Raw genomic sequence first — 15,725 nt, forward strand, 5'->3', positions numbered from 1 at the left:
GCGGGTTTATGCCGCGGCGACAGCTTGGCGCGGGGTAGCTGGCATGCCAAGCAACCGCGTCGCCTCGGTGAGATGCACGAGCTTGCCGCCTGATATCACGGCGATCAGCCGCGGCCGCAGCGGCATGCTGTCGTCGACCAGCAGAATGTCCGCGCGCCGGCCTTCCGCGAGCACGCCGCGATCTGCAAGACCGGTCGCGCGCGCGGGCGCGGCGGAGACCAGATTCCAGGCCTCGGTCAGCGGCAGCACGCCATCGGCGGCGAGCCGGAACGCAGCGAGCAGCTGCGCGGGATAGTAGTAGTCCGAGGCCAGAACCGAGCAGAGCCCTTTGGCGATCATGTCGGATGCCCTGGTCCAGCCCGTGTGGCTGCCTCCGCGCACGACGTTCGGCGCGCCGTAGACGATGGCGTCACCGTGGCTTGCTGCCGCCCGCGCTGTCTCCTCGTTGATCGGAAACTCCGCAATCGCCACGCCCATGGCGCGAAAGCCTTCGCGCATCGCCGGCGTCGCATCATCGTGCGAGAGCATCCGCACGTCGGCGGCGCGGGCCGTCGCGGCCAGCCGTGACACGGAAGCCGGCACATCCGCGGCGCGGGACATTATGTGTCCGACCAGCCGGTCGAATTCCTCGCTCGACAGGCCGGTGCGCTCCACCATGCGATTGCGCTTGCGCGGCTTGGCCATGTCCCCAACCGTGCCGTCCATGTGGTCGTTGAAGGCGAACAGGTCGACGCGGCCCTCAGTGAGCCATTGGCTGATCTCGGTTTCGGCGTCGAGATTGTAGGTCTCGTGGCGCAGGTGAAAGCGGGTGTCGGCGGCGAATTGCGGGCGCTGCCGTTCGATCGCCTCCATCAGGCTGCGCGCATTGCCGGCGCTGCGCAGGCCCGGCTCCCACGAACAGGTCGTGGCGTGAAAAACCGTGGTGATGCCGGTGCTGATCGCCTGGCGGTCGCTGTCGGCGAGCGCGACGTCGATCGGGAAATCGACCCCGGCGCGCGGCATCATCTGTCGCTCGAAGGCATCGCCATGCAGATCGACGATGCCCGGCAGGACCAGCAGATCGCGCGCCTTGATCGCCAGCCGCGCCCGGCTGCGCGAGGCATTGATCTCTGCGATGTCCGTTCCGGACACGAGAAGCGACGTTTCGGCGAACTCGGAGCCGATCAGGGCCCGCCCGCCCTCGAGGAATATGTCTGTCACGCGACCGCGCTTCGTTTGCTGGCAGAAGAGGGTGCCCCTGCTTCGTATGCCGTGAGGAAATCCTCAATCCCGAGCTTGCGGAAATTGGGCAGGGCTTCACGCAACTTGTCGTGATCCCAGTCCCACCAAGCGAGCCTCGCAAGCCGCCCCGCAACCTCTTCCGAGAACCGCCGGCGCACGATGCGCGCCGGATTGCCGGCGACGATGGTGTAGGCCGGAACGTCCTTGGTGACGATGGCGCCGGCCGCGATCACCGCGCCGGTGCCGATGTTGCGGCCCGGCAGAACGATCGCGCCATGGCCGATCCAGACGTCATGGCCGATATGGACGTGATGCTGGCGCCGCCAGTCGAAGAATTCCGTGTCGTCGCTCTCGCCTTCGAAATAGGCGCTCGAACGATAGGTGAAGTGCGCCTGCGTGGCGCGTTGCATCGGGTGATTGCCCGGATTGATCCGTGTCATCGCCGCGATCGAGCAGAATTTTCCGATGGTGGTGTAGGTGATCTGGGCGTCGTTCACGACATAGGAGTAATCCCCCATCGTCACCTCGTGCAGCATCGTGCGCGCGCCGACCTCGGTGTAGGCCCCAAGCCTGGCGTCGTGCAGCTTCGCGGAGGGATCGACAGTCGGCTGGACCGAAAGAGCTTTGGCGGCCATGTTGAATCCGAACGAGAGGGCGGGCGTTTCTCTTCGAGCGGCTTGATGACAATGTCATGACGACGCCATGACAGGGGATGAACAGGAGATGAGGTGTGTAGGATCGCCGCACCGCAACGTCCGTGTCACACAAGTGTCAAGCGCCGGCGTTAGCGGTGGGTCCCAGCTACTCTGGAGCCCTGCATGCTGGTGGTTGAAGGTCTGACGTGTCGCTTCGGCGTGAAAGCCGCGGTGGACGACGCCTCGTTTCAAGTCTCTCCCGGCGGCTTCGTCGGCGTGATCGGACGCTCCGGCGCCGGCAAGTCGACCCTGCTGCGCACCATCAACCGTCTCGCGACCCCTGCACAGGGCCGCATCCTGTTCGACGGCCTCGACGTCACGGCGCTGCGCGGCAAGGAGCTGCGGCAGTGGCGGGCGCGCTCGGCGATGATCTTTCAGCAGTTCAATCTGGTGGGCCGGCTCGATGTGCTCACCAACGTCCTGATGGGACGGCTTGCGACGATGCCGGCCTGGCGCTCGCTGTCGCAGACCTGGCCCGAGCAGGACAGGGCGCTGGCGATGTCCGCGCTCGAACAGTTCGACATTGCCCCGCTCGCGGCCCAGCGCGCCGATCAGCTCTCCGGCGGCCAGCAGCAGCGCGTCGCGATTGCCCGCGCGCTGGTGCAGCAGCCCGACATCATCCTCGCCGACGAGCCGATCGCCTCGCTCGATCCGCGCAACACCAAGATCGTCATGGATGCGCTGCTGCGCATCAACAAGCACTTCGGCATCACGGTGCTCTGCAATCTGCATTCGCTCGACCTGGCGCGCAGCTATTGCGACCGCCTGATTGGCATGGCGCAGGGCCGCGTGGTGTTCGACGGCGCGCCGGCCGAGTTGACCGACCACGTGGCGCGCGAGCTCTACGATCTCGAAGCCGCCGAAGTCATGGGCGGCACGCCTGCACCGGTGCGACAGGGCATTCCGGCGCTTGGAACGGCGGCCGCCGCCTGAGCTGCGCCGCATCAGGACTTACCAATTTTGCGTCAACCGACCTCAACCAATGAAGAGGCTATCATGATTACTCGCAGATTGATTCTCGCCGGCGCCGCCGCGCTCGCGTTGACGACTTCGGCCTCCGCCGAAGACTGGAAAGCCAAATATCCCGAGCTGACCTTCGCGGTCATTCCGGCGGAAAACGCCTCGGGCGTGACCGAGCGCTGGGCGCCGTTCATGAGCTATCTCTCCAGGGAATTGGGCGTGAAAGTCACGCTGCGCATCGCCAACGACTACGCTGCCGTAATCGAAGGCCAGCGTGCCGGCAACATTCACATCGCGAGCTACGGCTCGGCCTCGTTCGCCCGCGCCCGCCTGACCGGCGTCAAGACCGACGCCTTCGCCAACGACATCAACTCCGACGGCTCCACCGGTTATTACTCGGTGTTCTTCGTCAAGGCGAGCAGCGCCTACAAGAGCATCGACCAGCTCAAGGGCAAGAACCTCGGCCTGGTCGACCCGAACTCGACCTCCGGCAACAACGTGCCGCGCTTCGAGCTCGACAAGATGGGCATCGCGGACGCCGACACCTATTTCAGCAAGGTCGTCTTCACCGGAAGCCACGAGAACGCGATCCTGGCGCTGGCGCAGGGCACGGTCGACGTCGCGGCCAACCAGTGGACCAGCGACAACGACTCGACATTAGCGCAGATGCTGACCAAGGGCATGCTGAAGAATGCCGATGGCTCGGCGATGAAGAAGGATGATTTCCGCATCATCCACAAGTCGGCGCCGATCATCAACGGCCCCTATGCCTACAATTCTGACCTGCCGGAAGAGGCCAAGGCCGCCATCGCCAAGGCGTTCTTCGACGCGCCGGCCAAGGACAAGGCTGCGTTCCATCGCCTCCAGGACGGCCAGAAGAAGGGTTTTCATCCCGCGACCACCAAGGATTGGGATGGCACGATCGAGCTGATCAAGTTCGTCGATGCGCTGCGTAAGAAGAAGGCGTCCTGAGTTTCGGGACGATGCCACTGGAGCCGGGTCGATGGACCCGGCTCTTTCTCTTTGATTGACCATTTTCCTGGCCAAGATGACCGTCGCGGTTTCGATCCTCCCCGAGCAACAGCTCGCCGTGCTCAACGCCGCCTATCGCCAGGCGGTGGCGCGCAAGCGGCTCCGAATCCTGTCTGGAGCCGTGATCTTCGCCGCAGCACTGTGTCTGGCCGCGATCGGCGCTGAAGTGAATCTGCGCACGCTGTTCGCCCACTTTGGCAACTTCATCAGCTATTTCGACCGCATCCTCACACTCGACACCGGCCAGCGGGTCTGGACCGATGTCGGCGAGTGGCTGTGGGGCTGGCGCAAATGGCTGAGGATGCTGGGCGAGACTTTGCTGATCTCCTATGTCGGCACGCTGATCGGCGCGACTTTTGCGTTTTGCCTGAACTTCTTTGCGGCTGAAAACACCTCGCCCGCGCCGTGGTTGCGCTTCGTCGTGCGGCGCCTGCTCGAATTCGCCCGCACGGTCCCCGGCATCGTGTTTGCCCTGATCTTCGTGATCGCCTTCGGGCTGGGGCCGATGGCGGGCGTGCTGGCGATCGCGATTCACTCCACCGGCGCGCTTGGAAAGCTGTTCTCGGAGATCGTCGAGAACGCCGACATGAAACCGGTCGAAGGCGTCCGCTCGACCGGCGCGAGCTGGCTGTCCTGCATGCGCTTCGCCATCCTGCCGCAGGTCACGGCGGGCTATGCCAGCTACGCGCTGCTGCGTTTCGAGATCAACGTCCGCGAGGCCTCCGTGATGGGCTTCGTCGGTGCCGGCGGCATCGGCCAGGAGCTCGTCGTCGCCATCCGCAAGTTCTACTACTCGGACGTCAGCGCCATCCTGCTCACCATCATCGTCACGGTTTTCATTATCGACATCAGCACCGGCTGGCTGCGCGGCCGCCTGTTCGGCAAGGAGGCGCGGACGTGACGGGGCCGCAGGACATTGACACATCAGCGCTTCGCGCGCGCTACCCTGATGTGTTCGACCGGCCGGCTTCGGCGCGGCTCCCGATGCCGGCGATGATCGTCGCGGCGCTCGCGGTTCTGATTTATGGCCTCATCGATCTCGACTTCTCGCCGTCGCGGTTGTTCGCGGGGCTCAGCCAGCTCGGTTGGATCAGCCTGATGATGATCCCGCCGGATCCCGGCTCGTCGCTGCCGGTCTATCTGAAGGCGCTGGGCGAGACGCTGTCGATTGCGCTGCTCGGCACGACGCTGGCCGCGGTCTTCGCGCTGCCGGTCAGTCTTCTTGCCGCGCGCAATGTGGTGCCGTCGAGGATTTTGCGGTTTCCGGTGCGGCGCTTCCTGGATTCAATCCGCGGAGTCGACACGCTGATCTGGGCGCTGGTGTGGATCAACGTGGTCGGGCTCGGCCCGTTTGCCGGCGTGCTCGCTATTGCCGTGTCGGATTTCGGCGCGTTTGGAAAACTGTTCTCGGAGGCGATCGAGGGCGCCGACCAGAAGCAGGTCGAGGGCATCCGCGCCTCCGGCGGTAGCGCGCTGCACGAGATTCGCTTCGGCCTGCTGCCGCAGGTCCTGCCCGTGATTGCCGGGCAGGTGCTCTATTTCATCGAGTCGAATACGCGCTCGGCCACCATCATCGGCATCGTCGGCGCCGGCGGCATCGGCCTCCAGCTCGCCGAGCAGATCCGCGTGCTGGAATGGCAGAAGGTGTCGTTCCTGATCCTGATGATCCTGGTCGCAGTCGCCGCGATCGATTTCGTTTCGGGCAAATTGCGTTTTGCGATTATCGGGCGGCGGGCGGTGGCGTAACCTTCTTCCTTCTCCCCTTGTGGGAGAAGGTGGCGCGAAGCGCCGGATGAGGGGTCTGCATCCTCAATTCAGATCAGTGCGCGGAGGCAACCCCTCACCCGTCTCGCCGCTAGCGCGGCGAGCCACCCTCTCCCGCAAGGGGAGAGGGGCAGAGGGCAGCCAGTTCACCCGTTCTCCACCAGAAATTCCACCCGCTCCGCCGCAAAGCGCGAATGCTTGGTGACCAGCGGCTTGCCGTCGAGATCGTGATCGGTGGCGTCGACCACCAGGATCGGCCGTCCCAGCGCCAGATCGAGCCGTGCGGCGTCGGTTGCGTCGACGATACCGGCGGTGATCCGGGTCGCGCCGCGGCGATAGTCCCGGACGCCGTAATGCTCGAGCAATTTCGTCATCGAGCGGGTCGCGGCAAAGACGTCGCCCGCAGCGGGGAATAGCTGTGCCGATAGCCACGTCGTGGAGACACAGATCGGCGTGCGGTCGGCGAGGCGCATCGCCTCGATCCGGACCAGCGGTGCGCCGGTCTTGAGGCCAAGCTCCCGCGCGAGTTCGCGGGTCGCAACGTCAGCGGACGCCTCGATCAGCCGGCCATGCGGTTCGCGGCCGTCCGCGCCGACGATCTCGGAGAAACGGGTCCGCGAGCGCAGTGGATAAGCGAGCTTCTGCGCCTCGACATAGGTTCCGCTGCCGCGTTCTGCCCGCACGATGCCGCGCTCGGCAAGCGCGGCCAGCGCGCGTCGCACGGTGTGGCGGTTGACGCGATAGGTTTCGGCGATCTCCACCTCGCCCGGCAGCTTGTCGCCCGCCGCAAAGCGGCCGTCGGCGATGCCGCGCTCGATGCCGTCGGCAACGAGGCGCCACAACGCGACGCCGGAGGAGGCTGTGTCCTGCATGCTCATGTGGCCGGGAAGCTACTCCAGAAATCACGCCTTTGTCACGAAACAGTCATGGCGCTCCCGTATCAAGTTGTCTAGTATCATAGACAACTTGGATTCGGCAAGTTCTGCAGAGAAGTCGGTGGATGCGGTGACCCAGCACAATAATCAGCAAGCCCAGCGCAAGGCCGCAATGTCCGTGCTGGCGCACGCGGAGGCGGGCGAGATCGCCGCTCGCCTCCACGCTCTCGCTTTGCCGGCGCATCAGGATCTGCGCGCGCCGGAAAACGGCCTCGTCATGCTGCGCGGCCGGGTCGGCGGCGATGGTGCGCCGTTCAACCTCGGTGAAGCCACGGTGTCGCGCGCCGCGGTGCGGCTTGCGAGCGGCGAGGTCGGTTTCGGCTACACGCTCGGCCGCGACGGCGAGAAGGCGCGGCTGATCGCGCTGTGCGATGCCCTGGTGCAGTCCAGCGATTTCGGCGCCGCGGTGGAGCGGGACATTATCGCGCCGTTGCGTGAGCAGCTGATGGTCAGGCGCAAGCAGGTGGCGGCCCAGACCGCCGCGACGAAGGTTGATTTCTACACCATGGTGCGCGGTGAGGGGTGAGATCATGACCACGATTGCGGAACTGCCGCCGGGGTTCGCCGATAAGGTCTTGTCGGCGCAATCGACCTTTCGCTCGGTCATGGACGCGATGGCGCGGCCGGGATCGGTGCAGCGCATCGTGCCGACATCAGGAGCGCCTCGTGTGATGATGCGCGGGACGGCCGCGATCGCGCTGACGCTGTTCGATCACGACACGCCGCTCTGGCTCGATGCGCGCATGCATGAGACTTCCGACGTCGTGAAATGGCTGAAATTCCATACTGGTGCGCCGGTGGTGCAGGATTCTTCCATCGCCAGCTTCGCGCTGATCAGCGACGGCGGGGCGCTGCCTTCGCTGGAGCGCTTCGCGCTCGGCACCAGCGAATATCCGGATCGGTCGACCACGTTGATCCTGCAGGTCGAGAGTCTCGATTCGGGACGCAGCTTCGAGCTGCGCGGGCCCGGCATCGACGGCGTCGCCACGCTCCAGGCGTCGATCAAGCCGTTCGACGTGTTCGAGCGACTTCGTATTAACGAGGCGCTGTTTCCGCGCGGTATCGATGTGGTGCTGGTCGCCGATGACGCCATGGTTGCGATCCCGCGCACCACGCGTATCGTGAGCAGGGGAAGCTAAGCATGTATGTCGCAGTCAAAGGCGGCGAACGCGCCATCGAGAACGCCCATCGCCTGCTCGCCAGTGCGCGGCGTGGCGACCAAAGCGTTCCGGAAATCTCGCTCGACCAGATCTCCGAGCAGCTTGGTCTCGCCGTGGACCGCGTCATGAGCGAAGGCTCGCTCTATGACCGCGAGCTCGCGGCGCTCGCCATCAAGCAGGCGCGCGGCGATCTGATCGAGGCGATCTTCCTGGTCCGCGCCTTCCGCGCGACGCTGCCCCGCTTCGGCGCCAGCGAGCCGGTCGAGACCGGCGCGATGCGGATACGGCGGCGGGTGTCCTCGACCTTCAAGGACATTCCCGGCGGCCAGATCCTCGGCCCGACCTTCGACTATACCCACCGCCTGCTCGATCCCTCGCTCGCCGAGGGCTTTGTGCCGGAGACACCGGCGACGGCCGAAGCATCGTCTGCGCCAACCCCGCGGGTGACCGACATCCTCGGCCGCGACGGGCTGATCGAATCCTCGCCTCAGGCTGAGGACGGCGCCAGCGTCGGCGATCTCACTCGCGAGCCGCTCAATTTTCCCGCCGATCGTGACCTGCGCCTGCAAAATCTCGCGCGTGGCGACGAAGGTTTTCTGCTGGCGATGGGCTATTCCACCCAGCGCGGCTACGGCCGCAACCATCCCTTCGCCGGCGAGATTCGCTTCGGTGAGGTCGAGGTTGAATTCTCCGCGGAAGACGTCGGCTTCGCCGTGCCGCTCGGCTCGATCGAGCTCACCGAGTGTCAGATGGTCAATCAGTTCAAGGGCTCCGCGACGGAGGCGCCGTGCTTCACCCGCGGCTATGGCCTCGCCTTCGGCCAGAGCGAGCGCAAGACGATGTCGATGGCGCTGGTCGACCGCGCGTTGCGTGCGCGCGAGCTCGGCGAAGAGGCACTCGCCCCCGCGCAAGACGAAGAATTCGTGATGTCGCATTCGGACAACGTCCAGGCTACCGGCTTCGTCGAGCATCTGAAGCTACCGCATTATGTCGACTTCCAGTCTGAGCTCGGCCTGTTGCGCAAGCTGCGGAAGGAATTCACTGAGGCCAATGCGCCCGATGCCATGAAGGAGGCCGCGGAATGAACGCGCCCGCCTACAATTTCGCTTATCTCGACGAACAGACCAAGCGGATGATCCGCCGCGCGATCCTCAAGGCGATCGCGATCCCCGGCTATCAGGTGCCGTTCGCCAGCCGTGAAATGCCGATGCCCTATGGCTGGGGCACCGGCGGCGTGCAGGTGACGGCCGCGATCCTCGGGCCCGAGGACGTGCTGAAGGTGATCGACCAGGGCTCCGACGACACCACCAATGCGATCTCGATCAGGAAGTTCTTTGCCAAGACCGCCGGCGTCGCCACGACGACGGCGACGATCGATGCGACCGTGATCCAGACCCGCCACCGCATTCCGGAGACGTCGCTACACGCAAATCAGGTGCTGGTCTACCAGGTGCCGATCCCGGAGCCGCTGCGCTTCCTCGAGGCGCGCGAGACGGAGACGCGGCGCATGCACGCGCTCGCCGAATACGGCCTGATGCATGTGAAGCTCTACGAGGACATCGCCCGCTTCGGCCACATCGCGACGGCTTACGCCTATCCGGTGAAGATCAATGCGCGCTACGTGATGGACCCGTCGCCGACGCCCAAATTCGACAATCCCAAGATGGACAATTGCCCGGCGCTGCAACTGTTCGGCGCCGGCCGCGAGAAGCGCATCTATGCGATCCCGCCCTATACGCAAGTTGTGTCGCTCGACTTCGAGGACCATCCCTTCGAGCCGTACCGCTTCAACGCGCCGTGCGCGTTGTGCGCCGCTGAAAATTCCTACCTCGACGAGATCGTGACCGACGACAAGGGCGGGCGCATGTTCGTCTGCTCCGACACCGATTATTGCGAGGGACGTCAGGCCGCCGGCCATCACGGCAGCCTCAGCGCCGCGCCGTACAAGGACAAGGCGCAGGAGGCATCGAATGGCTGATCAAGACATGCTCGAGAACGACGAGCCGCTGCTGGTCGCAAAATCCCTCAGTAAGTCCTATGGCCGGATCGCCGCGTGCCGCGACGTGTCCTTTGCGCTCTACCCCGGCGAGGTGCTGGCGATCGTCGGCGAATCCGGCTCGGGCAAATCGACGCTGCTGCAGCTGCTGTCGGGTCAGCTCGCGGCCAGCGGCGGTGAGGTGTCCTACCGGATGCGCGATGGCGTCACCCGCGATCTCACCACGCTGGGCGAGGCCGAGCGGCGCTTCCTGTTTCGTACCGATTGGGGCTTCGTTCATCAGGATCCCGCGCAGGGGCTGCGCATGACCGTCTCGGCCGGCGCCAATGTCGGCGAGCGGCTGATGGCGGTGGGGTGGAATCACTACGGCCGCATCCGCGATACCGCGTCGGACTGGCTGACTCGCGTCGAGATCGACATCGCGCGCATCGACGATGCGCCGCGGACCTATTCCGGCGGCATGCGCCAGCGGCTCCAGATCGCCCGCAACCTCGTCACCGAGCCGCGGCTGGTGTTCATGGACGAGCCGACCGGCGGCCTCGATGTTTCCGTGCAAGCCCGTCTGCTCGACCTCGTGCGCAGCCTGGTCGCGGAGCTGCATCTCGCGGTCATCATCGTCACCCATGATCTCGCGGTCGCGCGCCTGCTGTCGCATCGGGTCATGGTCATGAAGGGCGGCCGAGTCATCGAGACCGGCCTCACCGATCAGGTGCTCGACGACCCCCGCGAGCCCTATACCCAGCTGCTCGTCTCCTCGATCCTGCCGCCATGAGCCTTCCAACGTAATGAGCCTTGCAAGAAGAGTTCTCCAATGACCGCCATGATCGACATCGCCGACGCCAACAAGACCTTCACGATGCACCTGCAAGGTGGCATCGAGCTGCCCGTGGTGCGCGGCGTGACCTTTCACGTCAATCCCGGCGAATGCGTCGTGCTGTCGGGGCCATCAGGCGCCGGAAAATCGTCGATCCTGAAGATGATCTTCGGCAATTATCGTTGCGATTCCGGCCGGATCGGCATCCACCATCGCGGCGCGCTGGTCGATCTCGCCACCGCCGAGCCGCGGCAGGTTCTCAACATCCGCCGCGCGACCATTGGCTATGTCAGCCAGTTCTTGCGCGCGGTGCCGCGCGTCGCGACCCTCGACGTGGTCGCCGAGCCGCTGATCGTCAACGGCCTGGCGCGCGCGGAGGCGCAAGCCCGTGCTGGCGAACTGTTGCATCGCCTCAACATCCCCGAGCGGCTCTGGCAGCTTCCGCCCGCGACCTTTTCCGGCGGCGAGCAGCAGCGCGTCAACATCGCGCGCGGCTTCATCTCGGATCTGCCGATCCTGCTGCTCGACGAGCCGACCGCGTCGCTCGACGCCGCCAACCGCGCCGTCGTGGTCGGGCTGGTAGCCGAAAAGAAGCGCCAGGGCGTCGCCATGGTCGCCATTGTCCATGACGACGAAATCCGTCATCAGATTGCCGACCGCACCGTCGACGTCACCAGCTTCGCCGCCGCGGCCTGAAGGAAATGGACATGAACGCCAAGAAGGACATCGTGATCGCCAACGCCAGGATCGTGCTGGCGGAACGGGTGATCGAGCAGGGCTGGCTTGCCCTCGCCGATGGACGCATTGCCGAGATCGGCGAGGGCAGGGCGCCCGCGGGGGCAGAGGATGCCGGCGGCGATCTGATCATGCCCGGCTTGATCGAGCTCCACACCGATCACCTCGAGGCGCATTACGTGCCGCGACCAAAAGTGTTCTGGAATCCAGTCGCCGCCGTCGTCTCCTATGACGGCCAGCTCGCGACATCAGGCATCACGACGGTGTTCGACTCGCTCCGGGTCTGGCGCGAGGATGGCGCCGAGGAAGTCGACGGCCGCGCCGGCACGCTTGCCGCCGCAATCACGACCGCTCGCGATGCTGACCTGCTCCGCGCCGATCACTTCCTGCATCTGCGCTGCGAAATCCCGATGCCGAGCGTGGTCGAGGAGGCCAGGGAGCTGATCGACCGTCCCGACGTGCGGCTGATGTCGCTGATGGACCACACCCCCGGCCAGCGCCAGTTCCGGGACGAAGGCAAGCTGCGCGACTATTATCGCGGTAAGGGCGGCGGCAAGACCGACGCCGAGCTCGACGAGCTGTTCGCGAAGCGCTTCGAATATCAGAAGGCCTATGCCGCGACCAACATGCGCGAGATCGTGGCGCTGGCCCACAAGTACAAGATCCCGCTGGCGAGCCATGACGACACCACTGAGGAGAACGTCGTGGACGCCGTGCGCGATGGCGTTTCGGTGGCGGAATTTCCGACCACGCTGGAGGCCGCGCGCGGCCTGCACGAGGCCGGCATCGACATCCTGATGGGCGCGCCGAACGTCGTGCGCGGCGGCTCGCATTCCGGCAATATCGCCGCGGTCGATCTCGCCCGCGAGGGCCTGCTCGACATCCTGTCGTCGGACTACATCCCCTCGAGCCTTCTGATGGCCGCGCTGCACTTGCCCGAGCACGTGCCCGCCATCACTCTTCCGGCGGCGATCCGCACCGTGACGAAGGCGCCCGCGGAGGCAGTCGGCCTGTCCGACCGCGGCGAGATCGCGATCGGCAAGCGTGCCGATCTGATCCGCGTGCATGTCGCGGGCCGCGTCCCCGCGGTCCGCAGCGTCTGGCGCGAAGGAAGCCGTGTCGCATGAGCGAGGCCGTCACCGTGGCGGGAAAGACAACGGGTGCGATCGGGCCCGGGCGGCTCGTGCTCGTGGTCGGTCCCAGCGGTGCCGGCAAGGACACGCTGCTGCGGCTGGCGCGGGCAGCCTGCATCGAGGATCACGACATCGTCTTCCCGCGCCGTGTCGTGACGCGGGAATCCTCGGCCGACGAAGACAATATTGCGGTGAGCCCTGACGAATTCCGTCGGGCGCGCGAGCATGGCGAATTCGCCGTGCATTGGGAGGCGCATGGGCATTGTTACGCGCTGCCGCTCGACCTCAACGACGATATTCGTGCCGGACGCGCCGTCGTGGCCAATGTTTCGCGCACGGTGATCGGCGTGCTGCGCCAGACCTATGCAAACGTCGTGGTGGTCGCGATCACGGCGCCTCCGGATGTGCTGGCGCAGCGGCTTGCCGCTCGCGCCCGGCACAGCGACGGCAATATCGCGGAACGGCTGACGCGCAGCGTCGACGACGCATCGACTCAGGCCGACGTCACCATCCTCAACGCCGGCAGCGCTGAGTATCACGGCCGCCAGCTTCTGCGCGTGATCAGGAACCAGGGCTGGCACGAATAGCCCGCACAACAAGGAGACTGGAATGTCGGTGATCGAAACGGTCGAGCAGCTGGAGGCCATCTACGGCGTCACCAACGACGCATCGATCGTGAAAGTCGCCGACCACGTCACCCCGCTCTATCGCGTCTTCATCGAAAAGGCGCCGTTCGCCGCGCTCGCTACCATCGGACCCGAGGGGATCGACTGCTCGCCGCGCGGCGATCTCTCCGGCTTCGTCCGCATTCATGACCCGAAGACGCTGATGCTGCCGGATCGCCGCGGCAACAACCGGGTCGATTCCTTGCGCAACATCGTGCGCGATCCCAGGGTATCGCTGATGTTCCTGATCCCCGGCTCCGGAAATGCGGTTCGGGCCAATGGCCGGGCGCATCTGTCCATCGATTCCGAATTGCTGGCCTCGTTCAAGGTCGACGGCAAGGCGCCGCGCAGCGTCATGGTGATGACGGTCGACGAAATTTACTTCCAGTGCGCCCGCGCCATCGTCCGCTCCGATCTCTGGAATCCCGACAAGCGCATCGACCCCAAGACGCTGCCGACGCCCGGCCAGATCCTCGCCGAGATGAGCGAGAACAAGGTCGGCGGCGCGGAGTATGATCGCGCCTGGCCGGAGCGTGCGGCCGCGACGATGTGGTGAGTTCGTTCTTCCCCTCTCCCCTTGCGGGAGAGGGTGGCTCGCCGCGTAGCGGCGAGACGGGTGAGGTCTCTCTCCGCGTGCGACTCTCTTGAGGATTCGCGGAGGCAAACCCCTCATCCGGCGCTTCGCGCCACCTTCTCCCGCAAGGGGAGAAGGAAGAACCCATCGCGAGATGAATTCGTTTGTCGGCGCTCGCACCCGGAGACGCGCCCCTGCGCGCTCATCGCAATTATGGATAGACATTTCATTGACCGTTCGCGCTAAACGCTCGATATTCGACGCATCGACACTGCTCCTTCGAGCCGAAGCCGCGATATGAGAACCGATCACCCGCGCAGTAACAATGACATGCATGCGTGCATGACGCGCCGCTGTTTCTCGGCGGCCACCGGCGCATGTTGTTGTTGCTGACCGCCGCCTCCTAGCAGCACCTCACCCAGCAAATCCCAAGAAGCAAATCCAAAGACAGGAACGCCGAGACCCGGCGGACGAGCAGTCATGTCCCGAACTCAATCGAATGCCTACGTCATCGAGATCCACGACCGCGCCGCCGGCATCGTCACGAGGGATACGCGCGGCTTCCGCTTCTTCTCCTCCGAGCGTCTGTTCGACAGCCTCGAAGGCCGCCAGTTCCGCTCGGCGCGCGAGGCGGAGCGCGCCGCCCGTGCGGTATTCTCCGAGCGGGGCCGGCGCGCGAACTGATCAGCTCCAGCGGCGCGCCCTGGTGCGTGCCGCCTTCTTTGCGGCGCTGGAGCGGGCCTTGGCGCCCTTGGTGCGGCTCGCCTTGCGCGCGGCGGCTGAACGCGACGCGGCCGTTCGCCGGCTCGCGGCACGTTTGCCCTGCTTCGACAGTGCACTGCGCGAGGCGGTCGAGCGCGGCTCCTTCTTCAAAACCTTTTCGACTGCTTGCGACACGCGCGGCCGGCGCTTCGGGGTGCGCTTGCCCTGACCGACCTCGTAGGCATATTTGGCGCTGCGTCGCGTCGATTTCTTGACGCTTTCCTTGCGCGGTGGCGGCAGATCGATGCCGGCGCGGCGCGCTTCGGAGAGACCGATGGCAATGGCCTGCTTCGTCGAGCGGGCGCCATGCTTGCCCTTGCGGATCTTGTCGATCTGGTCCTTGACGAATTCGCCGGCCTGCGTGCTTGCCGATTTACCGGCACGCTTGTCTTGCCTGGCTTTGCGAATGACTTCCTGTCTTGGCATGGGTCCTGTTCCCTCGATCTTCACAGGGATATCTGACCGCAACGCGCAAGATGGATGATTGATCCTGTCAGTTCCGGAGCGCAGCCAACAACTCATCCGGGCGTTCGGCCATGATCATGTGGCCCGCGCCGGGCACCACGACGGTCTTCGCATGCGGGATCGCGGCGGCAAGTGCCTTGCCGGCCTTCACCGGCGTCATCATGTCCCGTTCGCCGAGGATGAGCGTCGTGGGCACCTTCACGCTTGCGGCTGCTTGCAGCGCATTCGCGTAAGCATTGCAGGCCGACAAATCCCGGAACAGCACGCCCGGCTCGCAGTGTTTCAATACGGCCTGCGCCCCGCCATGCATCCACAGGCCCGGTGCGAGGCTGCCACCGAGCTCGGCGTTGAAGCCGAGGCCCCAGATCGAGACCATGTCGTTTGCATCCTGCGAATTGGCTTCGGCCGCCTTCAGCAGATCCGGGCCGACCGTCATGGTCGCGGCCGTGCCGATCAGGCTGAGCGCGGAAACCTTGTCGGGGTGACGTGCGGCCGTCTCCAGCGAGATCAGCGAGCCCATGGAATGGCCGATCAGATGCGCTTTCGTCACTCCGGCCGCATTGAGCAGGGCCGCCGTCCAGTCGGCCATCTCGGCGATGCTGCCGAGCGAAGGTCCGGGCGAGCGGCCGTGGCCGGGCAGATCCGGCGCCAGCACGCCAAAGCCATGATGGGCGAACCAGCGCGTGTGCAGCGCCCAGGTCGAATGATCGAAGCCGGCGCCGTGGAGGAAGGCGACCGCGGGCAGGGATCTGTCGAAGTCGCGGCCGCCGGTTGCGACCAGCACCTCGGCGCCGTTGACGGAGAGCTTCATGGT

The 15,725-nt window shown here is 65.5% G+C and carries 20 protein-coding genes; 14 read left to right on the top strand and 6 right to left on the bottom strand.

Features of this window, described 5'->3' with window-relative positions:
• Positions 1 to 6 precede the first annotated feature (6 nt).
• On the bottom strand, positions 7 to 1,200 hold the full coding sequence (locus IVB13_RS25280) for an alpha-D-ribose 1-methylphosphonate 5-triphosphate diphosphatase (RefSeq protein WP_247490861.1): 1,194 nt from the start codon (positions 1,198 to 1,200) through the stop codon (positions 7 to 9).
• Positions 1,197 to 1,856 (bottom strand): acetyltransferase, encoded by a 660-nt coding sequence (locus IVB13_RS25285; RefSeq protein WP_018453072.1) that lies wholly within the window; start codon positions 1,854 to 1,856, stop codon positions 1,197 to 1,199. Before IVB13_RS25285 ends, IVB13_RS25280 begins: the two co-directional genes overlap by 4 nt.
• 183 nt (positions 1,857 to 2,039) lie before the next feature.
• On the opposite strand from IVB13_RS25285, the gene phnC reads away from it, so the two are divergent.
• The 4 genes from phnC to phnE (IVB13_RS25305) all read left to right on the top strand — a co-directional run bounded on the left by phnC (position 2,040) and on the right by phnE (IVB13_RS25305) (position 5,654).
• Positions 2,040 to 2,849 carry a phosphonate ABC transporter ATP-binding protein gene (phnC, locus tag IVB13_RS25290; RefSeq protein WP_018453073.1) on the top strand — a complete coding sequence of 270 codons (810 nt, stop codon included), beginning with the start codon at positions 2,040 to 2,042 and terminating at the stop codon, positions 2,847 to 2,849.
• A gap of 63 nt (positions 2,850 to 2,912) precedes the next feature.
• On the top strand, positions 2,913 to 3,848 hold the full coding sequence (phnD, locus tag IVB13_RS25295) for a phosphonate ABC transporter substrate-binding protein (protein ID WP_026232455.1): 936 nt from the start codon (positions 2,913 to 2,915) through the stop codon (positions 3,846 to 3,848).
• A gap of 76 nt (positions 3,849 to 3,924) precedes the next feature.
• Complete coding sequence (gene phnE, locus IVB13_RS25300; protein WP_026232456.1) at positions 3,925 to 4,809, top strand: phosphonate ABC transporter, permease protein PhnE; 885 nt, start codon at positions 3,925 to 3,927, stop codon at positions 4,807 to 4,809.
• Positions 4,806 to 5,654 (top strand): phosphonate ABC transporter, permease protein PhnE, encoded by an 849-nt coding sequence (gene phnE / locus IVB13_RS25305; protein WP_026232457.1) that lies wholly within the window; start codon positions 4,806 to 4,808, stop codon positions 5,652 to 5,654. Before phnE (IVB13_RS25300) ends, phnE (IVB13_RS25305) begins: the two co-directional genes overlap by 4 nt.
• Before the next feature lie 164 nt (positions 5,655 to 5,818).
• On the opposite strand, the gene phnF is transcribed toward phnE (IVB13_RS25305), so the two are convergent.
• Positions 5,819 to 6,550, bottom strand: coding sequence for a phosphonate metabolism transcriptional regulator PhnF (gene phnF / locus IVB13_RS25310; RefSeq protein ID WP_018453077.1), 732 nt, complete (start codon positions 6,548 to 6,550; stop codon positions 5,819 to 5,821).
• A 118-nt stretch (positions 6,551 to 6,668) separates the two neighbouring features.
• Between phnF and phnG the strand changes: the two genes are divergently transcribed.
• Genes phnG through IVB13_RS25355 form a run of 9 tightly spaced genes read left to right on the top strand, consistent with a single transcriptional unit; the run spans position 6,669 to position 13,666 of the window.
• Positions 6,669 to 7,133, top strand: coding sequence for a phosphonate C-P lyase system protein PhnG (gene phnG, locus IVB13_RS25315; RefSeq protein ID WP_018453078.1), 465 nt, complete (start codon positions 6,669 to 6,671; stop codon positions 7,131 to 7,133).
• 4 nt (positions 7,134 to 7,137) lie between these two features.
• Positions 7,138 to 7,746: a phosphonate C-P lyase system protein PhnH gene (phnH, locus tag IVB13_RS25320; RefSeq protein WP_018453079.1), complete on the top strand. Its 609-nt coding sequence runs from the start codon at positions 7,138 to 7,140 to the stop codon at positions 7,744 to 7,746.
• A 2-nt stretch (positions 7,747 to 7,748) separates the two neighbouring features.
• Positions 7,749 to 8,852: a carbon-phosphorus lyase complex subunit PhnI gene (locus tag IVB13_RS25325; RefSeq protein WP_018453080.1), complete on the top strand. Its 1,104-nt coding sequence runs from the start codon at positions 7,749 to 7,751 to the stop codon at positions 8,850 to 8,852.
• Positions 8,849 to 9,745 carry an alpha-D-ribose 1-methylphosphonate 5-phosphate C-P-lyase PhnJ gene (locus tag IVB13_RS25330; protein WP_018453081.1) on the top strand — a complete coding sequence of 299 codons (897 nt, stop codon included), beginning with the start codon at positions 8,849 to 8,851 and terminating at the stop codon, positions 9,743 to 9,745. Before IVB13_RS25325 ends, IVB13_RS25330 begins: the two co-directional genes overlap by 4 nt.
• Positions 9,738 to 10,535, top strand: a complete 798-nt coding sequence (gene phnK, locus IVB13_RS25335; protein WP_018453082.1) for a phosphonate C-P lyase system protein PhnK — start codon at positions 9,738 to 9,740, stop codon at positions 10,533 to 10,535. Before IVB13_RS25330 ends, phnK begins: the two co-directional genes overlap by 8 nt.
• Before the next feature lie 39 nt (positions 10,536 to 10,574).
• On the top strand, positions 10,575 to 11,273 hold the full coding sequence (gene phnL / locus IVB13_RS25340; RefSeq protein ID WP_018453083.1) for a phosphonate C-P lyase system protein PhnL: 699 nt from the start codon (positions 10,575 to 10,577) through the stop codon (positions 11,271 to 11,273).
• Between the two features lie 11 nt (positions 11,274 to 11,284).
• On the top strand, positions 11,285 to 12,439 hold the full coding sequence (locus IVB13_RS25345; protein WP_247299237.1) for an alpha-D-ribose 1-methylphosphonate 5-triphosphate diphosphatase: 1,155 nt from the start codon (positions 11,285 to 11,287) through the stop codon (positions 12,437 to 12,439).
• Complete coding sequence (phnN, locus tag IVB13_RS25350) at positions 12,436 to 13,032, top strand: phosphonate metabolism protein/1,5-bisphosphokinase (PRPP-forming) PhnN (protein WP_018453085.1); 597 nt, start codon at positions 12,436 to 12,438, stop codon at positions 13,030 to 13,032. The genes IVB13_RS25345 and phnN overlap by 4 nt, the downstream gene beginning before the upstream one ends.
• A 22-nt stretch (positions 13,033 to 13,054) precedes the next feature.
• On the top strand, positions 13,055 to 13,666 hold the full coding sequence (locus IVB13_RS25355) for a pyridoxamine 5'-phosphate oxidase family protein (RefSeq protein WP_247299239.1): 612 nt from the start codon (positions 13,055 to 13,057) through the stop codon (positions 13,664 to 13,666).
• Between the two features lie 326 nt (positions 13,667 to 13,992).
• On the opposite strand, the gene IVB13_RS25360 is transcribed toward IVB13_RS25355, so the two are convergent.
• The gene (locus IVB13_RS25360) at positions 13,993 to 14,166 is read right to left on the bottom strand and encodes a hypothetical protein (protein WP_247299241.1); all 174 of its coding nucleotides are present in this window, start codon (positions 14,164 to 14,166) and stop codon (positions 13,993 to 13,995) included.
• Here IVB13_RS25360 and IVB13_RS25365 point away from each other — a divergent pair.
• Positions 14,165 to 14,368, top strand: coding sequence for a hypothetical protein (locus IVB13_RS25365; protein WP_018453086.1), 204 nt, complete (start codon positions 14,165 to 14,167; stop codon positions 14,366 to 14,368). The genes IVB13_RS25360 and IVB13_RS25365 overlap by 2 nt on opposite strands.
• Here IVB13_RS25365 and IVB13_RS25370 read toward each other — a convergent pair whose 3' ends face one another.
• Together IVB13_RS25370 and IVB13_RS25375 are read right to left on the bottom strand one after the other, a co-directional pair.
• On the bottom strand, positions 14,369 to 14,872 hold the full coding sequence (locus IVB13_RS25370; RefSeq protein ID WP_247490864.1) for a DUF6496 domain-containing protein: 504 nt from the start codon (positions 14,870 to 14,872) through the stop codon (positions 14,369 to 14,371).
• 67 nt (positions 14,873 to 14,939) lie between these two features.
• Positions 14,940 to 15,722 (bottom strand): alpha/beta hydrolase, encoded by a 783-nt coding sequence (locus IVB13_RS25375; RefSeq protein WP_018453088.1) that lies wholly within the window; start codon positions 15,720 to 15,722, stop codon positions 14,940 to 14,942.
• Positions 15,723 to 15,725 lie beyond the last annotated feature (3 nt).

The organism is Bradyrhizobium sp. 17 (genome assembly GCF_023073515.1).
Taxonomy (GTDB): domain Bacteria; phylum Pseudomonadota; class Alphaproteobacteria; order Rhizobiales; family Xanthobacteraceae; genus Bradyrhizobium; species Bradyrhizobium canariense_D.

Coding starts and splice junctions, on each gene's coding strand:
- phnK (WP_018453082.1), top strand. CDS start 9,738: ATGGCTGATCAAGACATGCTCGAGAACGACGAGCCGCTGCTGGTCGCA.
- phnL (WP_018453083.1), top strand. CDS start 10,575: ATGACCGCCATGATCGACATCGCCGACGCCAACAAGACCTTCACGATG.
- phnH (WP_018453079.1), top strand. CDS start 7,138: ATGACCACGATTGCGGAACTGCCGCCGGGGTTCGCCGATAAGGTCTTG.
- IVB13_RS25370 (WP_247490864.1), bottom strand. CDS start 14,872: ATGCCAAGACAGGAAGTCATTCGCAAAGCCAGGCAAGACAAGCGTGCC.
- phnC (WP_018453073.1), top strand. CDS start 2,040: ATGCTGGTGGTTGAAGGTCTGACGTGTCGCTTCGGCGTGAAAGCCGCG.
- IVB13_RS25355 (WP_247299239.1), top strand. CDS start 13,055: ATGTCGGTGATCGAAACGGTCGAGCAGCTGGAGGCCATCTACGGCGTC.
- phnN (WP_018453085.1), top strand. CDS start 12,436: ATGAGCGAGGCCGTCACCGTGGCGGGAAAGACAACGGGTGCGATCGGG.
- phnF (WP_018453077.1), bottom strand. CDS start 6,550: ATGAGCATGCAGGACACAGCCTCCTCCGGCGTCGCGTTGTGGCGCCTC.
- phnD (WP_026232455.1), top strand. CDS start 2,913: ATGATTACTCGCAGATTGATTCTCGCCGGCGCCGCCGCGCTCGCGTTG.
- IVB13_RS25375 (WP_018453088.1), bottom strand. CDS start 15,722: ATGAAGCTCTCCGTCAACGGCGCCGAGGTGCTGGTCGCAACCGGCGGC.
- phnE (WP_026232456.1), top strand. CDS start 3,925: ATGACCGTCGCGGTTTCGATCCTCCCCGAGCAACAGCTCGCCGTGCTC.
- IVB13_RS25365 (WP_018453086.1), top strand. CDS start 14,165: ATGTCCCGAACTCAATCGAATGCCTACGTCATCGAGATCCACGACCGC.
- IVB13_RS25360 (WP_247299241.1), bottom strand. CDS start 14,166: ATGACTGCTCGTCCGCCGGGTCTCGGCGTTCCTGTCTTTGGATTTGCT.
- IVB13_RS25330 (WP_018453081.1), top strand. CDS start 8,849: ATGAACGCGCCCGCCTACAATTTCGCTTATCTCGACGAACAGACCAAG.
- IVB13_RS25325 (WP_018453080.1), top strand. CDS start 7,749: ATGTATGTCGCAGTCAAAGGCGGCGAACGCGCCATCGAGAACGCCCAT.
- IVB13_RS25345 (WP_247299237.1), top strand. CDS start 11,285: ATGAACGCCAAGAAGGACATCGTGATCGCCAACGCCAGGATCGTGCTG.
- IVB13_RS25285 (WP_018453072.1), bottom strand. CDS start 1,856: ATGGCCGCCAAAGCTCTTTCGGTCCAGCCGACTGTCGATCCCTCCGCG.